The organism is Sphingomonas sp. T1 (genome assembly GCF_902506585.1).
GTDB classification, from domain to species: Bacteria; Pseudomonadota; Alphaproteobacteria; order Sphingomonadales; family Sphingomonadaceae; genus Sphingomonas; species Sphingomonas aerolata.
In genome coordinates, this window is record NZ_LR733875.1 from 3,738,613 (window position 1) to 3,757,667 (window position 19,055).

Below are 19,055 nucleotides of genomic sequence, written 5' to 3' on the forward strand. Positions count from 1 at the left end.
TAAGATACCTGCGTGCCATGGAGTCACGCTCCGCCGAAACCACGTCGCACATATCGAGCGTTAGCGGAATTCTGACGATGGGTATTTGGCGGCTCGCAAGGCGCAATCTGCTTGCCGCTGCGGCGGGACGATAAAGGGGACGGCCGCGTTCCGAGAATTGTGCAACACGCCCAGACCCAACCCTGGGTCGGTCAGCTTCAACATACGAGCCCGGTTCAGCGGGAGGACTCCGCAAATAGCATCTTCAGTTAAACGCTTTATTGAAAAGGTTAGATCCCCATATCTCTATAGTCTTTAAACTTATAGCAGCGGCTGTAAATGAGATACCAATGCCGCCAATTAACATACTGTATGCCAGTATAGAGCTATTATTACCGATAGATATTGTATCCTGGTTCAAAAGTTTTGGTACCAATACGCGAAACAACACGGTAGCTATCACGCCATGCCATAGATACACGCCGAATGAGTATGTGCTTATTCTCGTAAGGGCTTTTGCCGATAAAGGACTATTTATGTTGTTGCTATCTGCCATTACTATTGCAGCTATAAATACGTAGATCAATACAAGCCTGATAAAACCATGTAGAGGCGTATCAAATCCAAATAATAAAACAAAGGCTGTTATCATAGACGCGATAATGACAGTTTTCGGCGTTTTAGTTTTATCAATTTTCCCTATAACAAGCCCTACAACAAAAGATGGTAACACTCGCACGATGCCTATACCAATAAATTGAGACCTTGTGATATCAATGTCATTATAATCAGCAATAATCAGGCAAATAGCCATTGTAAAAATCGCAAATGTTACCAACAAGAGGCGGGAGCGCCTAAACGCCATCGCAGCGAATGGCAGTACTAAGTATGAGGTTGCTATCGCACTGATCATCCACGATGGATAATTCATGGCCATAGCAGGTCCGAAACCCCAAGAATGCGTTAGAGTCAAATGAGGAAGCACGGCTGAAAAGTCGTATCTCGACCTATCTTCCACCTTTACAACGTTTAATACTAGAAGAGCGGAGACAGATATATAAAAAGCTAAAGTTGCTAAATGCAGAGGATATATTCTGGATAATCTTTTAACCAAGAAGCTTTTAAGGTATGTTATTGTCCACACATCTTTGAGATATCTAGCCGAGAACAGACCCGCTAATACCGCAAATACGTCAGTGAAATAAGAGAAGTATCTAGATGCCAGATATTCGGGGTCGTTTCCGCTAAAGAAGTATGGTATGAAATGGTAAAGCGCGATACCGACGCACATAATGTTACGCAGCCCGTCTATACTTCGGAGTCTCGTCTCTTGACTAATCACCGTCATAACGTTCGCTCCGAAGCACTTAGCTATTATTTGTTTCGGTCAAATGACGAGCGTGTCGCTCATCGCCGGCCGTACAAGAAATTCGGCCCGTATCAAATCGAGACGATGTCGACTTGTAAATAAAAGTGGGTTCTCGCTACTTCACATTTCTGACGGTGGACCGAGTGTGAAACCCGATCCCACACCTAAGCATGATGGCGCTGCCGTGACCTGACCGACGACATGACGGCGTGACCGAGCAGTCAACCTTCACCGCTGTCAATCTATCGCGCCTGCCTGCGCCGGCCATCGTTGAGACCCTAGATTTCGACACGATCTACGGCCAGATGCTCGCCGCGCTGCAGGCGCTCATGCCGGCGTTCGATGCGACCGTCGAGTCCGATCCCGTCATCAAGCTGTTGCAGGTCGCCGCGTACCGCGAGTTGCTGCTTCTCGCGCGGGTCAACGATGCCGCCCGCGCCATCATGCCGGGCTATGCAAGTCGGTGCAGACCTCGACGATCTGGCGGCGTTAATGGGCGTCGTGCGCCTGCTCATCACCCCCCGCGAACGCCCAGACCAACGCCCCCGCGGTCTACGAAAGCGACGAGGACTTCCGGCGCCGCCTGGTGTTCGCGCCTGAAGGCCATTCTGTCGCCGGCCCCGAGGGCACCTACATCTTCCACGCGCTGTCCGCCGCGTTGGGCGTACGCCCAACGAAATCATGCGAATGTGCCCCGACCAGCTCCTGCTGCTGCGCAGGGCGAACACCCACTCGCGGCCGAGAAAATCCGCTACTACGATCAGCGTGAGTTCGCTGCGCTGTTTGACCATCGAAGGCTTCGTCGACGATCCACCCCTCGCTGCCCCGACTGGCCTCGGTGACAAGCTGCTCACCGGTCAGCACAGCCTTGGCGACCGTCTCACCCCTGGCGCCGATCGCATCACCCAGCACGCTTGCCGCGGCAGCCGTGGGCGCAAAGGCCCGGACCTCATAGCCTGCGCTGCGCATCCCTTCAGCATAGGTAGCGAGCACGGTGGTCGTCTTGGCGGTGCCGGCATAACCCTGCACGCCCGTTACCTGGTCCTGCCCCGTCAGCAGTCCGACCGTCGCCGACTGCTGGCCTTCCGTCCACTTGTGCCCCCGCGCCTCCGCGCCTCCGCGCCTCCGCGCCTCCGCGAAGAACGCAGTGGTGGTGACGATGCGCGCCGGCTCCTGCCGATCGTGCGACATGTCGGCAGCGCCGCGTGCGCTGTGCTCGATCGCCAGCATCCGGCGCTCAGTCGCGACCGCCTCGCGCGTAGTGAAGCCCTGCCCCGCCGCCCCGCGATGCCGCCCGACCAGCTCGCCGCCTGCCCGTGCCCGGTCGACAGCTGCGGCGATCTTGGTCGCGCTTGCCCGCCCGGCCGCATGCTCACCCTCGATCTGCTGCCAACCGTTCAGGGGCCGTTGCTTCCGTAACGGAGCATATGCGCAATGTCGGCTGTTAGGCGTTCCTGTCGTCGCAAAAGGGACCCCTTTTGCGACGCGGCCCGAGTAGCTTCGATTCTCGAAATAGGATCGATTCCGGGAATGCCCCGGCTTTCTCGATCGCCGTTCGTTTGTGGGAAACGCGGCACCAGTTCCCCTGGCAGGATGCCCGATTAGGATGCCCCTACTTAGCATCCGTATCTAATCTTAACGTTTCGAAAGCATAGCGGCAGGATCATATCCACGTCTGACGGCCAAAGGCCGATCCAAGTTAATGGTCCTATCGCCAAGTAGAATATAGGGAGCCATTGGATTCTTTTTGGCTGCGGCCGCAGCCACCTGGAGAGCCTCATCAAAACCCATAGGATCCTGCCTGATCCGCTTCTCATCCCAGCCGGGAAGTCCGCCATTGGTAGGATCAGCATAAGGACTAACCAATGCAGTAGTCTGCTTACGCTCTTCCCTTTCAACCTTTTCAAGTAATTCTCGTTTCTCTTTTTCGGTTGCCTCACCTTTCTGCGCTTTGTCCTTTAGTTCATGGAACCGGGATCGCTCGGCGTTACGATCCTGCCGATCACGAGCCTCTTGCCTTTGATCGCTTCGACGCTGCTCAACTCGGCTTTGACTTGTAGTGTCTGCACTACGAAGCTGCGCACTCGTGATGGTCTGGCTCTGCCCACCGCGTGAGATGTACCTGCCGTACCGCTCCGTTACGGGGCCGCTGCGGATATCCTCGTGATAGCTGCCACCTCTTGCAATCCGAAGAGTGTCCTTCAGACTGCCCATGCCGCCGATATCAACGGTATGAATCGACGTGGTTCCAATTCCGCGCCGCTCAATAACCATGAGGACACCCGCTTTCTCGCGATTGGCTGCCAATAGTGCGTTAGCTCGCTCATATACTTGCGTCTGGGTACGTTCGCGAGCGTGAGCCGCTCCAAATGCGTTTGCAGTTTCAATGACTGCTTTTGCAGCGCTGCCAGCAGCTCGACCATTATTCGATGGTCCGCTAGTGCTCGGCCGAGTGTCGATCAAACTTCCGGCATTTTGGGCGGATGCGGCACCACTGATTGTTAGCAAAGCAACAACTGCTACACGGCGGAAAGCGTTATAAGTCACGGCAACCCCCTATCCGCGCTAGACCTGTCAGATCTGCGACGAATCACCTTTTACATGCGGCGAGATGAATGGCGGTGGACCCTTTCATTCATCTGAGAGAAATATTTGAAGCATTCCGCATTCCGCATTCCGCATTCCGCATTCCGCATTCCGCATTCCGCATTCCGCATTCCGCATTCCGCATTCCGCATTTAATTGGGCCTTGAGACCGGCAACTTTGTTAAGTCAAGATCGTATGCAGCATATTTCCAAATAACCGGTCGACTAGTGAGTAAAACATGACGGACGAGTCCGAGATATCATGCGTAAAATGTCACGCTTCCACTGTTTTCGTCGAGATTGGTCTGACTGACTCTATCTACTAGATGCTGCTTGCGTCGAACGTACATGCTTAGTGAATGGGCATCGACATCCTTTCACCACTTGCCCGCTCTCCTTATCGATGACGTCTTTTCCGTCTCGATTCACCATCGGCTCCGAGAACGCCGCTGCCTTCTCGCCCGTCGTTCGTTTGTGGGAAGGAGCGGCGCATTGCTGCTATTCAATCTTCGCCCTGATCGTCATTCCCAGAATGACTGATCCTCCCATATCGCGGCGTGCGAAGCGGCGATTTTCGGCGAGCGATCTGCATGCAGTTTATCACCAATAGATCGCATAACAATCCGCGATTTGACTGGCATAAGTCGATGTATTCTCCCGCCCGCCGTTGCACCGGCGAGGAGAATGCGGCCGGGTTTCAAAAGCGCTGTCTGCTTCGAACTCACCTTGGCCCAAGCGGAAGCGTATATGCCGGCCAAACTGGCGTTGTCCGCGACGCGGAACGGGACGGCATGGATGTACGCCACTGTTGCGGGATCGACCTTGGCGCTCTTCAGCAACGGTAGAAGGTTGTTCCGCCAAATTGGCCATGATGGGTACAGCTTCGCCGCGACCGAGTTGAGGCGGTCGAACGCCTCAACGCTGCCGTCGTCTCTTATTGCAACGAGCGTATCCCGTTCTTCCCTATTCGGGGTGTCGGTCCCGCCGCCAGGGTTCATGCCGATCACGAGTGTCCCCGTGCCGTCAATTGGATAGTCTAGGCCAAGAAATCCCGGATGCAGCAATGTTGCCGTAGATTGGGCCGCCAAGTCCGCGAGATCGGGATTCCGGCATACATTTGAGACCCAATGCCACAGCGATGCCGCTTCCTTCCGAAACTCCTGATCCTGCATATGGACGCTCCTTTCAGTTACTTCGTCTATTCGCTATCATGAGGGGGAGGTCAGGTGGCAAGCTTGGCCATTGCCAAAACTCGCTTCCAGTCGAGATAACGCCGGTCGTCTTGACCGCCGTCCCTTATGGGAACGGCAGCCGCGCTGCGCATTGTCTTATATGCCTTACACAGGCAGTTCGCTTGCAATCGCGGTGTGCAGCTTTACCCATCGTTCGGACGGGGAGTGAGTATGACACCGAAAATCATTACGATCTTTAACAACAAGGGTGGAGTCGGAAAAACCACGCTCACTTACCATCTCGCACATGCGCTCGGTGAAATTGGCCGCAAGGTTTTGCTGATCGACCTAGACCCTCAATGTAATCTTACCATAGTTTCAATGGATATGGAGAGTATCCATGACATATGGGCAATAGAAGATCCATTCATTGAAGACTTTGCCGCAACTCGTGCGAAAAACGGCGAAGTCGCATTCGCAGGTATAACGGCGTCACCTAGATCGATCCACTTCTTGTTGAAGCCGACGGAAGACGGGACGGCCGAACTGGATCGGCTACCGCCGCCAATTAGCTTGGACCCAAACGTCGACTTGATTCCCGGACGCCTTACTCTCCATTTATTCGAGGCTAAGATAGGCGAGCGGTGGAGCGGTATTTACCAAGGTGACCCCCTGGCAATTCGCACGGCGACCCGCGTCCGCACTATGGCCTATGAATATGCAGCACGGAACGGGTACGAGATCGTCATATTCGACACTTCGCCGAGCCTTGGCGCACTTAATCGACACCTTCTATCTCTGGCTGACGGCTTTATCATTCCATGTGCGCCAGATCTCTTCTCCGTATACGGCATTCGAAATATTGGCGATGCGATGCGCACTTGGCGGAAGCAATTCGAAAGTATATTTCACTTTATATCTGACGAGAAGCGATCGAACTTTCCTTCCTCCTTCGTCAAGTTTATGGGATACACGCTTTATAATGCTAAGCGTTATAGCAAATTTGATGATAGTCTGAACCTGGCTAAAGCTCATCAGAATTACGCCATTCAAATCCCTACTACAATCCACGGTGCTATAGCAAAGAATAATATGATTCCGATGGAAACTGTCGCTGATAAATCAATAGGCGACAACGCTATTATTCATAGTCATAACACCTTTCCGAGCATGTCGCAAAAATACCATATGCCGATGTGGAAGTTGCCTGATAGCGGCGTTTTAGAACCTGCGGATCGTAGTACCATTGGCGGCAACCAGCATGCTTTCCGGGAGACAAAAATTGCGTACCACAAGTTTGCGGGCGACTTCCTTTCGAGAGTCGCCCTCCTGTGACCGCCGATGGAGTCACACCTGCTGATCCGCAGACAGTCGAGATCGACGTCGTAATTTTGGATGAGGAGACCTTAGTTCGTTTCGACAGTATGAAGCACGAGCTGGGCATCTTTATGGATGGCGTCCTCCGGTATTTGGGCGACCATCCAGACCTCCGAATTGGCGGAAAGCAGATCGTCCACTCCTACAAAAGTCGTTTGAAAGATCGAGAACATCTGCGATCGAAGTTAGCCAGAAAACGTGCAGAGGGCCGACCAGTTGCACCGGATGATTTGTTCCGGCGCGTTACTGACCTAGCTGGTGTCCGCATTATTCATCTATTTCAAGAGCACTTCTCGCAAATTGATCGGCTGATTAGGGGTAAGGTGGTGGCCGGTGACTGGGTCTTAGATGAACGAGCTACTGCGTACACTTGGGATCCCGAGGCAGCGGACTACTTTGGCGCATTCGACTTGAGTGTCGTGCAGAAGCCCACCTCGTATACAAGCGTACACTACCTCTTACGCCCTAGAGCTGATTCTCCTCTATGTTGCGAAGTTCAGGTTCGCACGTTGTTTGAAGAAATCTGGGGCGAGGTGGACCATCAGATCAATTACCCTGTACCCACTAAGAGCCTTGCCTGTGGTGAGCAAATCAAGGTTCTTTCAAAACTCGTAGGCGCGGGTAGCCGCCTTCTGGATTCCCTCCATCGGGTGCATCAATCATCAATAAGTGAGGAAACCGCTCCGCGGTAATTTACATTGAGGTGCTGGTTAACGAAAATGGCTTTCAACTACGACGCTAAGGCCAAATGCGAGACGCTATGGTAGCGGCATCCCCCCTTCGGATTGGCCACGTGCCGCCACTTCCAAACATTCCCTAAACTCGTTCCAGAGCGTGCGAAAACTCGGCTGCCAGATTCCCTCGGCATGCTGACGGGTGTATGCTTTGGTGATGGCATATATCGAGGGTCATGCGCGTGAGCAGGCGCTGCTACTACCGGCGTCGGTCGAGGATTACGTGGCGGCGGACAATCCGGTGCGGTTCATCGATGCCTTCGTTGACGATCTCGACCTGGGTGAGGCTGGTTTCCTTCGATCGCGACCGAAGGCGACGGGCCGGCCAGGCTTCGATCCGGGGGATCTGCTCAAGCTATACCTGTACGGCTATCTCAACCGGGTGCGATCGAGCCGGCGCCTTGAGGCAGAGGCGATCCGCAATCTCGAGGTGATCTGGCTGCTGCGCGGGTTACGGCCGGACTTCAAAACTATCGCAGATTTTCGGCGTGACAACCGGGCGGCGTTCAGGACCGTATTCCGTGCGTTCGTGGCTCTGTGCCGCAAGCTCGATCTGTTCGGGCGTGAGCTGCTGGCGGTGGATGGCACGCGGCTGAAGGCGGTGAACAGCCAAACCCGTAATTTCACACGGGCGAAACTGGAGACGTACCTCAAGTCGGCTGACGAGCGGCTTGAGCGATATCTGACGCAACTCGACGACATCGACCGCGGCGAGGATGACGGTGTGAGCGGACCTGCCGAGGCGCTTGCGACCAAGATCGCCAAGGTGCGTGAGCGGCGCGAGGTCAGCGAAGCGATGCTGGACCAGCTGAAGGCCAGCGGCGAGAGCCAGATCTCGCTGACCGATCCCGACGCGCGCGCGATGGTGACGCATGGCAAGACGACCGTCGGCTACAATGCGCAGGTGGCGGTCGATGCGAAACACAAGCTCATCGTCGAGCAGCATGTTACTAACGCCGGCAGCGACCTCGGCTTGCTGGCCCAAACCGCTGGCGTGGCCAAGGCCTTGCTCGGCGTCGAGCGTATCGATGCCGTGGCAGACATGGGATACTACAAGGGCGAGGACATCGAAGCGTGCGAAGAGAACGGCATCACGCCCTATGTCGCACGTCCCCAGCGGGGCATCGCAGTCAGCAACGGCCACTTCCCCAAGGAGCGGTTCCACTATGATGCCGGAGAAGACGCGTATCGCTGCCCCGGCGGGCAGCGTCTCGACACCCGCTACAACTCCGTCGTGCGCGGGCATGTCACAGTGCAATACTCCAACCCGAATGCCTGCGCCGCCTGTGCCATCAAGGCCCGCTGTACCGGCGGGCGCTACCGTCGCATCAACCGCTGGGAGAACGAGGCGGTGCTTGACCGCATGGCGGAGCGGCTGGCCGCCCGCCCGGATATACTGGCGGTGCGGCGCGAGACGGTCGAGCATCCGTTCGGCTCGATTAAACAATGGATGAACCAGGGCGCATTCTTGACGCGCGGCCTCGAAAAGGTGCGCGCCGAGTTCAGCCTGACCGCGTTCGCCTACAATCTCAGACGGGCGATCACCATCATCGGCGTGCCGGGGATGATACGGGCCGTTCAGGCCTGATTTCGCTCGAAATAACCGCCTCGCACGGTCAATAAATTGGCGTTCGCCTCTACCCGTCGGTTATTGGCCTGATGGCCCGACCTGCGCGTATGCGCGCCCAGCTCGTCGTCGCCGCTCAAGCGGCCCTTATCTAGCCCACAGCGAGTTTTCGCACGCTCTGGTTCCTTTTCGGGAAGGGCGGGATCGGCAGAAAGCGCCCATTAGCCGACATTGACATCAATCATCGATCGAGGTGATCTTTGGGTCAGGAGGACACATGCCCATGACAATTTCACAGCCTATCAAGGGATTGTTGCTTGGTGTCGGAGTAGTTGCGCTCGCACTTTTCGCGTATTCTTCGGGGTACGGCGTCGGCAAGGACATTGCCGTAAGAGAACGGACAGCCAGCGCAAACGTCCCCTAACCACGGTGGGTTCAACGGGTGGTCGCAACACTTCATTCTTTGAGGAGAAGGAGTGTGGGGATGAAGCAGCGTCAGCGGATTTATTACTCGGCGGCACAGCGATCCGAGATTTGGGACCGGTGGCAGCGCGGGGAGTCGATGAGTTCGATCGGCCGGCGGTTTGATCGGCAGTCGTCGTCGATTTTCTCGGTGCTGTCGCCGTCTGGCGGCATTCGTCCGGCGGAGCGCAGGCGGTCGGGCCGATCCCTCAGCCTGAGCGAGCGCGAGGAGATATCGAGAGGTCTTATCGTCGGCCGCTCGCCCAGAGCGATCGCAGCCCAGCTTGGTCGGGCGCCTTCGACGATCAGCCGCGAGGTCGGCCGGGGTGGCGGTCGGGATCGGTATCGCGGGACCGTCTCGGATCAGGCAGCGTGGGATCGCGCGCTGCGCCCCAAGCCGTGCAAGCTGGCTTGCCATCCCGACTTACGCCGAACAGTATCACGCAAGCTGCGCCGCAGCTGGTCGCCCGAGCAGATCGCTGGCTGGCTCAAGCGCAGCTTTCCGGACGAAGAGCAGCACCGCGTGTCACACGAGACGATCTACAAAAGCCTGTTCATCCAGGCGCGTGGCGTCCTGAAGAAGGAGCTGCTCGAGCATCTCCGGGCGAAGCGCACGATCCGCCGCTCGCGCCACGCCAGCCTGAAGCGTGACGGGCTTGGCCAGATCAAAGATGCGATATCGATCAGCGAACGGCCGGCGTCAGTCGAGGACCGCGCCGTGCCCGGACATTGGGAGGGCGATCTCATCTCGGGCACGCGAAACAGCCATATCGTGACGCTGGTCGAACGCCAGTCACGCTATGTGATCCTGGCCAAGGTGGCGAACAAGGAGACCGCCAGCGTCGTCTCGGCCCTGATCAAGCAGGCGCGCAAACTGCCTCGCGAGCTCTATCAGTCACTGACCTGGGATCGCGGCAAGGAACTTGCCGATCACAAGCGCTTCACCCTGGCGACCGAGGTCGACGTCTATTTTTGCGATCCGCAAAGCCCGTGGCAGCGCGGTACCAACGAGAACACCAATCGCCTGCTGCGCCAATATCTGCCCAAGGGAACGGATCTGTCGCTCCACAGCCAGGCCAAACTCAGCGCCATCGCTCGCCAGCTCAACGAGCGCCCCAGAAAGACCTTGATGTATCAGACACCGGCTGAAATGTTCGCCGAGCGTGTTGCGGCGACCCGTTGAACCCACCACCAAACCCGGCCATTCCCTGAATCCGATCGATTCCGGGAATGCCCCGGCTTTCTTGATCGCCGTTCCCGACCGGGAAGGCAGTCAGGATGAGAGGAATGCTGCCAGTGACGCTGCGTCCGTAGCGCAGTGCCCGCCATAGAGCGGGTGCCACTCCGTCTTGACGCCGTGCTTGCGCGCCATGTCGACAAGCCGCTGCGTGCCGTCGAAATTGCCATAAACGTCGTACAGGCCGTTCGAAAGGTAGAGCGCCGGATAGGCCGGACCCGCCCGCTCGATCAGGGCGAGCGGCGAGACACGCTGCCACTCGGCATCGTTCGCCGCATATTTCCGCGCCATCATCCATACGCCGAAGATGATCTTGGGGTTCGCACCCGTGCGCTGCATCGTTGTGCGGATCGTGGACAGCGATGCGAACGGCGAGGTCGAATATACGCCGGGGCATAGCGCCGCGACCTTGGCGAACCGCGACGGATAGGAGAGGCCGGCGATCAGGACGTTGAGGCCGCCCATCGACTCTCCCATCAGGAGGCGACGACGTGGACGCCCGACTTTCCCCTCGATCGCCGGCAGACGGGCCATCAGATCATCCAGCAGTCCGCTGTCGGGTGTCTCCCCTTTCGGCGTTAGCAGCCAAGTCGAACCATAGGATACGGTCACAACGGTGGGCGGCAGCTCGGGGCGGCGCTGCCATTCCGACTGGATTAGCGCGGTGAGATAGGTGTCGTCGTTCCAGATGCGCTCGTCGAGGTTGCGACCATGCATATGATAGACGACATCGCCGTTCGTCCCCCGCCGATCGCGATAGACGCAGTAGCGCAGCGATCCGGACGTGCCGCACGCTTGCTCCGCTGGGCGGAACAACACCTTTTGAGCGCCCCGAGTTCGAGTGATTTCTCCCCATGCGTAGTAGATCAGGGCGGCAATGAGCGCCGCGACGAGCCAGTATCGATAGGGGCGCGTCAGTATAGACCCCGCCCCGCGACGGAGCCTGTCGCCAGCAGAAGCCCCCAACACGCGCTTAGGCCAGTGCGACGAGCAGATGCCGGTCGGACGGCGATCCATCCGTTGTGCCGGATGTTCTGGGACCGACCCCGGCGGAGGCTCCTACCAGCTTCGGCAGCGCCAAGAGGCTCAATGCATAACCAATGATGGCGCTGCCGCCATAACCGACGATCGGCGTCGGGTAGTTACCAAGGGCAGCCGCCATGATAGCGGCGAACCAGACTGCGCCGAAAGCGGCGTAGGTCGCGCGGTTTTCGGCATCGCGAGCCCAACCGACGATGGCTGGGACCAAGAGCAGCGCCAAGCCCCCCAACACCGCGAGACCGGCGCCGGCGTGAACGTCGAAGGACGAGTAGAGGATCTGGTCGACGTAAGGGGCTGCTGGCAGCGTATCGGCACGAGCCAGCGTTGCCCCGAAGCCGGCGACACTGGCGGCAAGCGCAACGGCGACATGCCTGTCACGGCGTACGACCAGCAGGGCAGCGAGGCATAGTACGAGCATCCCGGCCATCGCCCGGTCGGGTTGAAGCGCCATTGCGGCAGCGGCAGCGATGACGCCGGCGGTCGCCAGCACGCTACGGGTTCGGCAAAAGGCGACGAGCATCACCGGCAACAGGATCAGGCTCGGTTGGATGGCCAGTCCTCCGAGGCTTACCCAGCGCGCCGCGCCTTCGACCTCGGAGCCGAGAAGAGCGGTCGCGAGCAGAGTGCCCGCCATCACGATGATCGCACCGCCCGTCCATCTTTGACCCGCCGCTACTGTGCGGCCGAGCAGCACCAGCATCGTCAAGCCGATCACCAATGCGCCGGCGTTGATCCCGAGATAGCGCATCGGCGCACCGGCGATCGCCATATAGGCAACGCCGAGAACTACGGCACTGATCGCACAGATAATGCCAAGAGCGCGAGGGCGACGCATCGTGGCGTCCAGGATGTGCATGGTGGTCGATCCTTTGGAGAACGGAGCGCCATCGCCGATCAGCGAAGCGAAGGGTTGAAGAAGGTGCGACGCGACCGCGCGCGGCATGAGCCCGCACAGGCTATCGAGCGTGAACAGGAGCGCCTTGGTATCGTCCGGGATACTGGCCGCCTCGCAGCGAACCGCCCATCCCCACGCGTGCAACGAAGGCGGCAACGTCGCTTGCAGGGCGCGGCAGGCCAAGTCGGTAAGACCCCGGCGAAGGCCCGCGCTCATATAGTCGCCTGCCGGCGTGGCACGGCAGATGTCGCCGTCTGTCTCGGGGGATTGGCCCGGGCGAGCTGCACGCCGCTAGCCGTCAGCCGGTAAGCATGTCGCGGCGGTCGCCCTCCTTCAGCTGGCTGCTGCCATTCCGCTTCAAGGTAGCCTTGTGTCTCCAAGCGGATCAGGAGCGGATAAAGGGTGCCGGTTTTTACATTGGCGAGCCGTGCCAGTTCATATCCGTGAGACCATTGGCCTCCGGCATCGAGCAGGACGGCGAGAACCATCCGGGCATGGGGTGAGAGCGCACGTGTTCGAGACATTCACACAAAATCTATCTAGATAGACTTATAGTCAAGCGTTGATTTCGATCCAGTCTGGGCGGTGCGGGCTAGGCAAATTTCTCACGACGTCGGCTTTCAAGAAGCGCTTTCCGTTCTCGATTAAGCATCCTTTCCGAGAAAGCGGGAGTGACCAGAAGTATCATTTACGGCCGTTTGAGTGGCTACTGCTGTTCACTCCAAGCGGGCACGCTCCCAGGCCACACGAACGGAAGCGAGCCTAATACGAAACCTAAAAAAGTCGCTTGAAGAGAAACCGCCAAGCCAAATGCAGGTATGGCTAGGACGACTAGTGCATACGTATTCGCTATGACGTCGGAGATCATTATCGCTGCCGCTAAAAGCAGACCCGATCGCCTAAATCTAGATAAGATCAGAGCGATAGCTAACAGGTCCAGTAAGATCAACGACGTCCAAAATGCTTCAAGAAGAAGCGGCCCCCAACTGTAGGGTCGCCAGCCATATACTAGAAAGTCGCGGGCATGGTTGGACGCGCCTACTCCGAAGCAGGCGACATAAATCGCTAGCACCACCCGGCTGCGGACGTTCGAGCGTGATCCCATAGCAAATGATATTATCGACTCATTCAACCGTTTCATCCGCGAAAGAACAATGTCGCGATCCAGGCGAGCAGCACCGATCCGATGATCGCAGTCGGGACGGCGAACCGACGACGCCGCTCGGCGGCCGCATAATGTGCCTTGAGACTGAAGTAGAAGCGGCCGGTGGCTGCTTGGCGGACGATGCCGCGTGCGCGCAAGCGATTGAACGCTGACTGCTCGCGGGGATCGCGCGGGACGAAGGCGATTGCGTCTTCCGCGTGGATCGCATGCTGCGCCAGGAACAGCCCAGGGATGATCCCGCGTATCCGGTGCGGGCGGGTCTCCATCGCCAATGGCGCAGCGGCATTAGGCCGAGGCCTACGCTGGTCCTGGGGTCGCGCTTCGGGCAATAGCCTATTTAACAAGCGCGAGCACCGTGGCAGCGGCGACCGCACTGGCGACGACACCCGACGTCGCCGTAATCGTTGTCGCACGCCGCCGTACCGTGCCGCGAAACGCACCGAGCTTGCCTGCATCAAGACAATAGGGCCCCACGCCGTTGTCGATGGTCGCGCCATAGCCGCATAACCGTCTAGACGTCCGCGCATTGATGGCTTCATAGGCGATCGCGCGTTCTGCCCCCGTCGCCTTGGCTGCAACGAAGTCGTTCACAATCCGTCTAGACCCAGTACCCATGGCAATCCCCCCGCGTCGATTTTGCATAAAGCGTGGGGGTACGCAAATCCTACCGCCACTTGCCCGAATAGCCAATACCTACCGGCCGACCACGATGCTTAATCTTGCGAGGTCACACCAGCTTTTCAACGAGCATCATGGCGATGCTCGACATCGTCACGACCGAAGCCGATAGCGGCGTGACTGTCGGCGGCTTGTCGCCATCGCGTCGAGGCTGGGCCGCATTCTTCCCCATGGGCATCTCCAAACGATTCCGAGAACGCCTGTGCCATGTCGCGCCATGACATTTACCGCTGACAAAGGGTGCCAATTAGCGCTGACATCTACAACCAAGGCGTCGGTTATGAGCCTCATAAAACGATCCTTTTCGAGAAAAGGCAGCTGAGCCACACGATGGCAGCTATCGAACATTCCTCCCCGAGAACGGTCGGATCGCTTCTCACCAAGTGTCGCCGTTCACTATCCGCTCGCTCCTAACGTACGCAAAATCCACTTTCGTGTTGTGATCCCTCGTTGACGGTTTCGCCGCGCTCAACAAAGTTCAAAAGGCGCCTTCCAGTTATTTACCGGTTCAATTCAGCCTTTTGCCGGACGGACCACGGTCATCGACCTTTCAGGAGCCGCTCCAGCACGATCTGCGCCTCGGTCACGGGCACAAAGATGCGCGTCTTGTAAGCGATGATCTCGGAGAAGCAGCCGATCGACTTCAGCCATGCGTGTTGTGGCTGCGGCGCATCGACGATCTCGACCCGCTGCTTGCCGTTCACGATCGCCCGCCGGATCGTCATCGGGAAGGGCCGGACCACGTCGACGGCGCGCCCAGACAGAACCGAACTGGCAATGGCGTCGATCGGCAGGTCGTCGGTCTTGGCGATGCCGAGCTTGGTGTAGAGCTGGACGACGTGCTTGTCGAAGACCAGGCGGCCGAGCCAGGAATTGCCGTGTTGATCCGCGATGCGGTTCACCGCGAGATGATCCGACGGCAGCGCCGACCAGATCGGTAGCAGCAGGCCGGTCGCGAGCCGGATCGTCTCGGTATCGACCTGATCCGCCGCCTCGGTGACCTCCGCCGTCCATTTGGCGATGAAGGTCGCCTCGTCGACGACGTCCCATGCGCTTTCCAGCAGGTCGGCTGCGTGCATGTACTCGCGCCGGCAGGGCCGCTGCAGCTCGATACGGGCGATCGGCTGACCCTCGTTGTCCATCCAGGACGGTGCCTTGCTCCTGAGCGCCACCCGGCCGGAGCGGGCATTGACGACGAAGGCGGCGTCACGCTGCCATGTCGCCATGTTGAGGATGCGCTCCAGCGAAATCGGGCTGCGACGCCGGGCGATCTCGATCGTCAGCAGATGCGACGTCGCACCTGATAGCGGATCGGTGCGCAGCAGTGTGTCATCGATGACGGTCGCAGTATCGGCGATGATCGTCTCGACCCCGACATCGAGCGTGCCGGCCTCGCGTGCTGCGGCGACGCGGGTTTCAACCAGCGCCAGGAACTCGTCGAAGATCAGGTTCTGGATGCCGATCGGCAGCGCCAGCAGCCGGTTCAGCCAACGCTGGATGGGCGGCAGGTCCTCCTTCAGGACGCCGTCGTTATCGTACAACTCCAACCCGGTGCGCGAGCAGAAGTCCTCCATCGTCGTGCTGGTCAGCTTGCCGGCGTCGAGCAGCGCGAACCAGGTCAGGAGCGCGTCCTTGGCGTACTCGCTTTCGAGGTTGTCGGCGGGGTCAAACAGGTTCTGCCCGCCGGTCTGGCGCTGGCCGCGAGTGAGCGCACCCAGGCTGTCGAGGCGCCGCGCGATCGTCGAGGTGAAGCGCAGCTCGCCCTTGCAGTCGGTGGTCACCGGCCGGAACAGCGGTGTCGACGCCTGATGGGTACGGTGGGTGCGCCCCAGCCCCTGGATCGCGCGATCGGCACGCCAGCCCGGCTCTAACAGGAAATGGACGCGCTGCTGCTGGTTCTTGGCATCGAGGCTGGCGTGGTAGGAACGCCCGGTGCCGCCCGCGTCGGAAAACACGAGCACCCGCTTGGTCCCGGCCATGAACGCCGCGGCTTCGACCTGACTGGAACGGCCCGAGCGCGTCTCGATCTTCTGGCGGCCGTCGGAGGTCGGCACCAGACGCCGCGAGCGGCCAGTCACCTCGGCGACCATGTCGGTGCCAAAATGCTCGATCAGCGCGTCGAGTGCGGATTTGATCGGTGGCAATGCGCAGATGTGTTCGAGCAGCTGGTCACGCGCCGCGATCGCGTCGGGGTTGTGGACCGGATTGCCGTCGAGGTCGCTCATCGGCGCCGAGCGCGCGGTGCCGGTGTCGTCGGTGTAGGTTTTCATCTGCCGGGTCGGGAAGGCGCGCATGAGGTAGTCAGCAACATACTCGACTGGCGATAGCTCGATTTCTGGATCGGCGCGCTCTTCTGCCGACATCTGCGACAGGCGGCGATCGAGAATCGCTTCGGCGGTGGTGACCAGCTGCAGCACGACTGACTGGTCGGCTTTTAGATGCTGTTCGACTGCGGCGATGACGGTCGGCAGCTTCATCGAGAGGAGGACCTGGCCGAAGAAGCGCTGCTTGGTCGATTCAAGGCGCGAGCGTGCCGAGGCCTTGGCGCCGCTATTCAGCGTCTCGTGCTTCAGGCCGTCGACGACGCCGGTGAGTTCGAGCGCGGCTTCCATGTTCTGATGGATGACGCTCCATGCGTTGGCATAGGTGTCGTAGATCTCGATCTGCGCAGGCGTCAGCGCGTGGCGCAGCACGTCGTACTCGACGCCGGCGAAGCTGAGCGCGCGCGAGGTGTAGAGCCCCAGTGCCTTGAGGTCGCGGGCGACCAGTTCCATCGCGGCGATGCCACCTTTGCGGATCTCGGCGATGAAGGCCTCGCGGTCGGCAAAGGCGGTTTCCGGACCCCACAGGCCAAGCCGCACTGCGTAGGCGAGGTTGTTGACGTCCGACGCCCCGGTCGCCGATGCGTAGAGGACGCGGGCGCCGGGAAGATTGTTCTGGAGGAGGACACCGCAGATGCCCTGCTGCGACCCCTCCTTCTTGCCCATCGCGCCTTCGCCGCCAGCGACGCCGCCCATCTCGTGCGCCTCGTCAAAGGCGATGACCCCGTCGAAGTCGGTGTCGGCCCAATCGAGGATCTGCTGCAGCCGGCTGTTGTCCGAGCGCATCGAGCGCAGCATCGGATAAGTGACGAACAGGACGCCCTCGGCAAGGCGGATCGGCTCATCGATCTTCCAGTTCGAGAGCGGCTGCACGTCACCGGTCATGCCGCCAAGCGCGGTCCAGTCACGCCGCGCGTCTTCGAGCAGCGGCTCGTTCTTCGACACCCAGATGTGCCGGCGCCCGCCTTGCATCCATTGATCGAGGATGCAGGCGGCAACTTGCCGGCCCTTGCCGGCACCGGTGCCGTCGCCGAGGAAGAAGCCCTTGCGGTAGCGGCTGCCCGCCTCGTCGAAGCTCAGGCCAACGCCATTCTCGGCCGGCTTGAAGGTGCCCGGCAGCAACTGGCTCCAGGCGTGGCCGGCATAGACCACCGTCTCCAGCTGCGACGACGACAGCATCCGCTCGGCAACGGTGCGTTCCGGCAGGTGGGCGATATGGGTCGGGATCGGTGCCGGGATCGAGCCCATCGCCACGGACTCGACCAGTGCGGTCGGATGGTCGCCGGCGGTGTCGAAGACTATCCGGCTCGGTCGGTAGGGCAGGTAGCAGCCGATCTGATCGGCGAGCGGTGCCGGCGTCGACAGCGTCCGGTAGCCGACCGGCAGCACGTTGTTGCGGATCGGTGCGTGATAGGTCCGGGCAACCGTCGCCTTGGCTTGGCGCATCGTGCCGAACAGGCTGGGCTTGCTCACCGGCAGCGTGGCTATCGTGGTTTCGCCCACCAGCGCGGCGCGCGGGGGCACGGTCACTGCATCAAGGAACTCCGCGACCGAGCTGCGCTGGATGACGACGTGGCTTGTCCCGCCCGCCACCTTGTCGATGACGTAGAGCCGCACCGCGATATCGGTGCCGTGCTTGCGGTAGCAGTGTTCCAACCGGAGCGAGGTCCGCACCGTGCAGCCGGTCAGCACCGCCTCATAGGCCGCCTTCAGCCGGGCGGAGGCTGCGAACCAGTCGGGCATGACCGCCACCACCCGGCCACCTTTGGCGACGCGCCGGATCGCCGCCTGCAGATGACGAAGGGCGGCGAGGTCGTCGTCCCCGCGGCCTATGCTGCGCGAGAACGGCGGGTTCATCACCACCACCGTTGGTTTGGGCAGGCGGGCGTGCAGGCTGACCAGCGCCGCGCCGTCGTGGCCGGTGACGACGGCATCCGGGAAGATGCCGGCGAGGCGTTCACGGCGCTTGGCGTCGATCTCGTTCAGCTGCAGGCTGGCGCACGCCGGGGCCTGGACGATCAGCAGGCCATTGCCGGCGCTGGGTTCGAGGACGATGTCGTCCGGACCGATCGCCGCCATCAGCACCGCGATCGCCGCGATGTCGACTGGGGTCGAGAATTGCTGGAGATTGATCTGCTCCTCGCTGCGCACCGTCTGGGTCGGCAGCAGCTGCATGATCGCGGAGGCGGCGTGGACGTCGGCGAGGTTCGCGATCTGGTATGGCCGCGCCGCCAGGTGGAGGGCGATCGCATGTTCGAGCATCTCGAAGCTGTCGCGCTGCGTCCAGCGGCCATCGGCATCCGACCCAACAAACGCCGCAGTCATTGCCTCATTTAGATCGCGGCGTGCGACCGGCGTACCGGCTGCGAGCAACCCGGCAATTTTTGCCGCAGCGGCGCGATCGGTGACGGGTGGAATATCGAGAAGGTCGAACATGGCAGGGTTCCTTCGGCTTCGCTGCCAATCCGACAG

At 59.7% G+C, this 19,055-nt stretch carries 16 protein-coding genes; 5 read left to right on the plus strand and 11 right to left on the minus strand.

Translation table 11 applies throughout. From position 1 onward, the window contains the following. Positions 1 to 244: 244 nt before the first annotated feature. The 5 genes from GV027_RS17160 to GV027_RS17180 all read right to left on the minus strand — a co-directional run bounded on the left by GV027_RS17160 (position 245) and on the right by GV027_RS17180 (position 5,106). Positions 245 to 1,327, minus strand: coding sequence for an acyltransferase family protein (locus GV027_RS17160; protein ID WP_159512589.1), 1,083 nt, complete (start codon positions 1,325 to 1,327; stop codon positions 245 to 247). Between the two features lie 299 nt (positions 1,328 to 1,626). Beyond that, on the minus strand, positions 1,627 to 1,863 hold the full coding sequence (locus tag GV027_RS21510; protein ID WP_236559283.1) for a hypothetical protein: 237 nt from the start codon (positions 1,861 to 1,863) through the stop codon (positions 1,627 to 1,629). A 115-nt stretch (positions 1,864 to 1,978) separates the two neighbouring features. After that, positions 1,979 to 2,578: an AAA family ATPase gene (locus tag GV027_RS21520; protein ID WP_159512590.1), complete on the minus strand. Its 600-nt coding sequence runs from the start codon at positions 2,576 to 2,578 to the stop codon at positions 1,979 to 1,981. Positions 2,579 to 2,983: 405 nt separating this feature from the next. Next, entirely contained in the window at positions 2,984 to 3,895 is a 912-nt protein-coding gene (locus GV027_RS17175) for a hypothetical protein (RefSeq protein WP_159512591.1), read from the minus strand. 560 nt (positions 3,896 to 4,455) lie between these two features. Then, on the minus strand, positions 4,456 to 5,106 hold the full coding sequence (locus GV027_RS17180) for a hypothetical protein (protein WP_159512592.1): 651 nt from the start codon (positions 5,104 to 5,106) through the stop codon (positions 4,456 to 4,458). A 231-nt stretch (positions 5,107 to 5,337) separates the two neighbouring features. Between GV027_RS17180 and GV027_RS17185 the strand changes: the two genes are divergently transcribed. The 4 genes from GV027_RS17185 (at position 5,338) to GV027_RS17200 (ending at position 10,429) form a co-directional block, all read left to right on the plus strand. Next, positions 5,338 to 6,441, plus strand: coding sequence for a ParA family protein (locus tag GV027_RS17185; RefSeq protein ID WP_159512593.1), 1,104 nt, complete (start codon positions 5,338 to 5,340; stop codon positions 6,439 to 6,441). Beyond that, positions 6,438 to 7,175: a RelA/SpoT domain-containing protein gene (locus GV027_RS17190; RefSeq protein ID WP_201302641.1), complete on the plus strand. Its 738-nt coding sequence runs from the start codon at positions 6,438 to 6,440 to the stop codon at positions 7,173 to 7,175. The genes GV027_RS17185 and GV027_RS17190 overlap by 4 nt, the downstream gene beginning before the upstream one ends. A 199-nt stretch (positions 7,176 to 7,374) precedes the next feature. After that, entirely contained in the window at positions 7,375 to 8,805 is a 1,431-nt protein-coding gene (locus tag GV027_RS17195; RefSeq protein WP_159512594.1) for an IS1182 family transposase, read from the plus strand. A 463-nt stretch (positions 8,806 to 9,268) separates the two neighbouring features. Beyond that, entirely contained in the window at positions 9,269 to 10,429 is a 1,161-nt protein-coding gene (locus GV027_RS17200) for an IS30 family transposase (RefSeq protein ID WP_159512997.1), read from the plus strand. A 90-nt stretch (positions 10,430 to 10,519) separates the two neighbouring features. Here GV027_RS17200 and GV027_RS17205 read toward each other — a convergent pair whose 3' ends face one another. The 5 genes from GV027_RS17205 to GV027_RS17225 form a co-directional block, all read right to left on the minus strand. After that, positions 10,520 to 11,302 carry an alpha/beta hydrolase-fold protein gene (locus GV027_RS17205; protein WP_201302642.1) on the minus strand — a complete coding sequence of 261 codons (783 nt, stop codon included), beginning with the start codon at positions 11,300 to 11,302 and terminating at the stop codon, positions 10,520 to 10,522. Positions 11,303 to 11,456: 154 nt separating this feature from the next. Continuing rightward, positions 11,457 to 12,635: a hypothetical protein gene (locus GV027_RS21525; protein WP_236559284.1), complete on the minus strand. Its 1,179-nt coding sequence runs from the start codon at positions 12,633 to 12,635 to the stop codon at positions 11,457 to 11,459. Beyond that, positions 12,632 to 12,943: a PadR family transcriptional regulator gene (locus GV027_RS17215; RefSeq protein ID WP_159512596.1), complete on the minus strand. Its 312-nt coding sequence runs from the start codon at positions 12,941 to 12,943 to the stop codon at positions 12,632 to 12,634. The genes GV027_RS21525 and GV027_RS17215 overlap by 4 nt, the downstream gene beginning before the upstream one ends. A gap of 613 nt (positions 12,944 to 13,556) precedes the next feature. Then, positions 13,557 to 13,850, minus strand: a complete 294-nt coding sequence (locus tag GV027_RS17220; protein WP_159512597.1) for a hypothetical protein — start codon at positions 13,848 to 13,850, stop codon at positions 13,557 to 13,559. Positions 13,851 to 13,917: 67 nt separating this feature from the next. Then, the gene (locus tag GV027_RS17225) at positions 13,918 to 14,175 is read right to left on the minus strand and encodes a hypothetical protein (RefSeq protein WP_159512598.1); all 258 of its coding nucleotides are present in this window, start codon (positions 14,173 to 14,175) and stop codon (positions 13,918 to 13,920) included. Positions 14,176 to 14,336: 161 nt separating this feature from the next. Here GV027_RS17225 and GV027_RS21530 point away from each other — a divergent pair, with 161 nt between their 5' ends. Further along, a complete protein-coding gene (locus tag GV027_RS21530) occupies positions 14,337 to 14,483 on the plus strand; it encodes a hypothetical protein (RefSeq protein ID WP_236559286.1) in 147 nt (48 codons plus the stop codon). Positions 14,484 to 14,801: 318 nt separating this feature from the next. Here GV027_RS21530 and GV027_RS17230 read toward each other — a convergent pair whose 3' ends face one another. Then, positions 14,802 to 19,019 (minus strand): strawberry notch-like NTP hydrolase domain-containing protein, encoded by a 4,218-nt coding sequence (locus tag GV027_RS17230; protein WP_159512599.1) that lies wholly within the window; start codon positions 19,017 to 19,019, stop codon positions 14,802 to 14,804. Between the last annotated feature and the right edge of the window lie 36 nt (positions 19,020 to 19,055).

Excerpts from the sequence above, each read along its gene's own strand:
- GV027_RS17195 (WP_159512594.1), top strand. The coding sequence starts at position 7,375 with ATGGCATATATCGAGGGTCATGCGCGTGAGCAGGCGCTGCTACTACCG.
- GV027_RS17200 (WP_159512997.1), top strand. The coding sequence starts at position 9,269 with ATGAAGCAGCGTCAGCGGATTTATTACTCGGCGGCACAGCGATCCGAG.
- GV027_RS17180 (WP_159512592.1), bottom strand. The coding sequence starts at position 5,106 with ATGCAGGATCAGGAGTTTCGGAAGGAAGCGGCATCGCTGTGGCATTGG.
- GV027_RS21525 (WP_236559284.1), bottom strand. The coding sequence starts at position 12,635 with ATGAGCGCGGGCCTTCGCCGGGGTCTTACCGACTTGGCCTGCCGCGCC.
- GV027_RS17215 (WP_159512596.1), bottom strand. The coding sequence starts at position 12,943 with ATGTCTCGAACACGTGCGCTCTCACCCCATGCCCGGATGGTTCTCGCC.
- GV027_RS17220 (WP_159512597.1), bottom strand. The coding sequence starts at position 13,850 with ATGGAGACCCGCCCGCACCGGATACGCGGGATCATCCCTGGGCTGTTC.
- GV027_RS17185 (WP_159512593.1), top strand. The coding sequence starts at position 5,338 with ATGACACCGAAAATCATTACGATCTTTAACAACAAGGGTGGAGTCGGA.
- GV027_RS17230 (WP_159512599.1), bottom strand. The coding sequence starts at position 19,019 with ATGTTCGACCTTCTCGATATTCCACCCGTCACCGATCGCGCCGCTGCG.
- GV027_RS21510 (WP_236559283.1), bottom strand. The coding sequence starts at position 1,863 with ATGAGCAGGCGCACGACGCCCATTAACGCCGCCAGATCGTCGAGGTCT.
- GV027_RS17160 (WP_159512589.1), bottom strand. The coding sequence starts at position 1,327 with ATGACGGTGATTAGTCAAGAGACGAGACTCCGAAGTATAGACGGGCTG.
- GV027_RS21530 (WP_236559286.1), top strand. The coding sequence starts at position 14,337 with ATGGCGATGCTCGACATCGTCACGACCGAAGCCGATAGCGGCGTGACT.
- GV027_RS21520 (WP_159512590.1), bottom strand. The coding sequence starts at position 2,578 with ATGCTGGCGATCGAGCACAGCGCACGCGGCGCTGCCGACATGTCGCAC.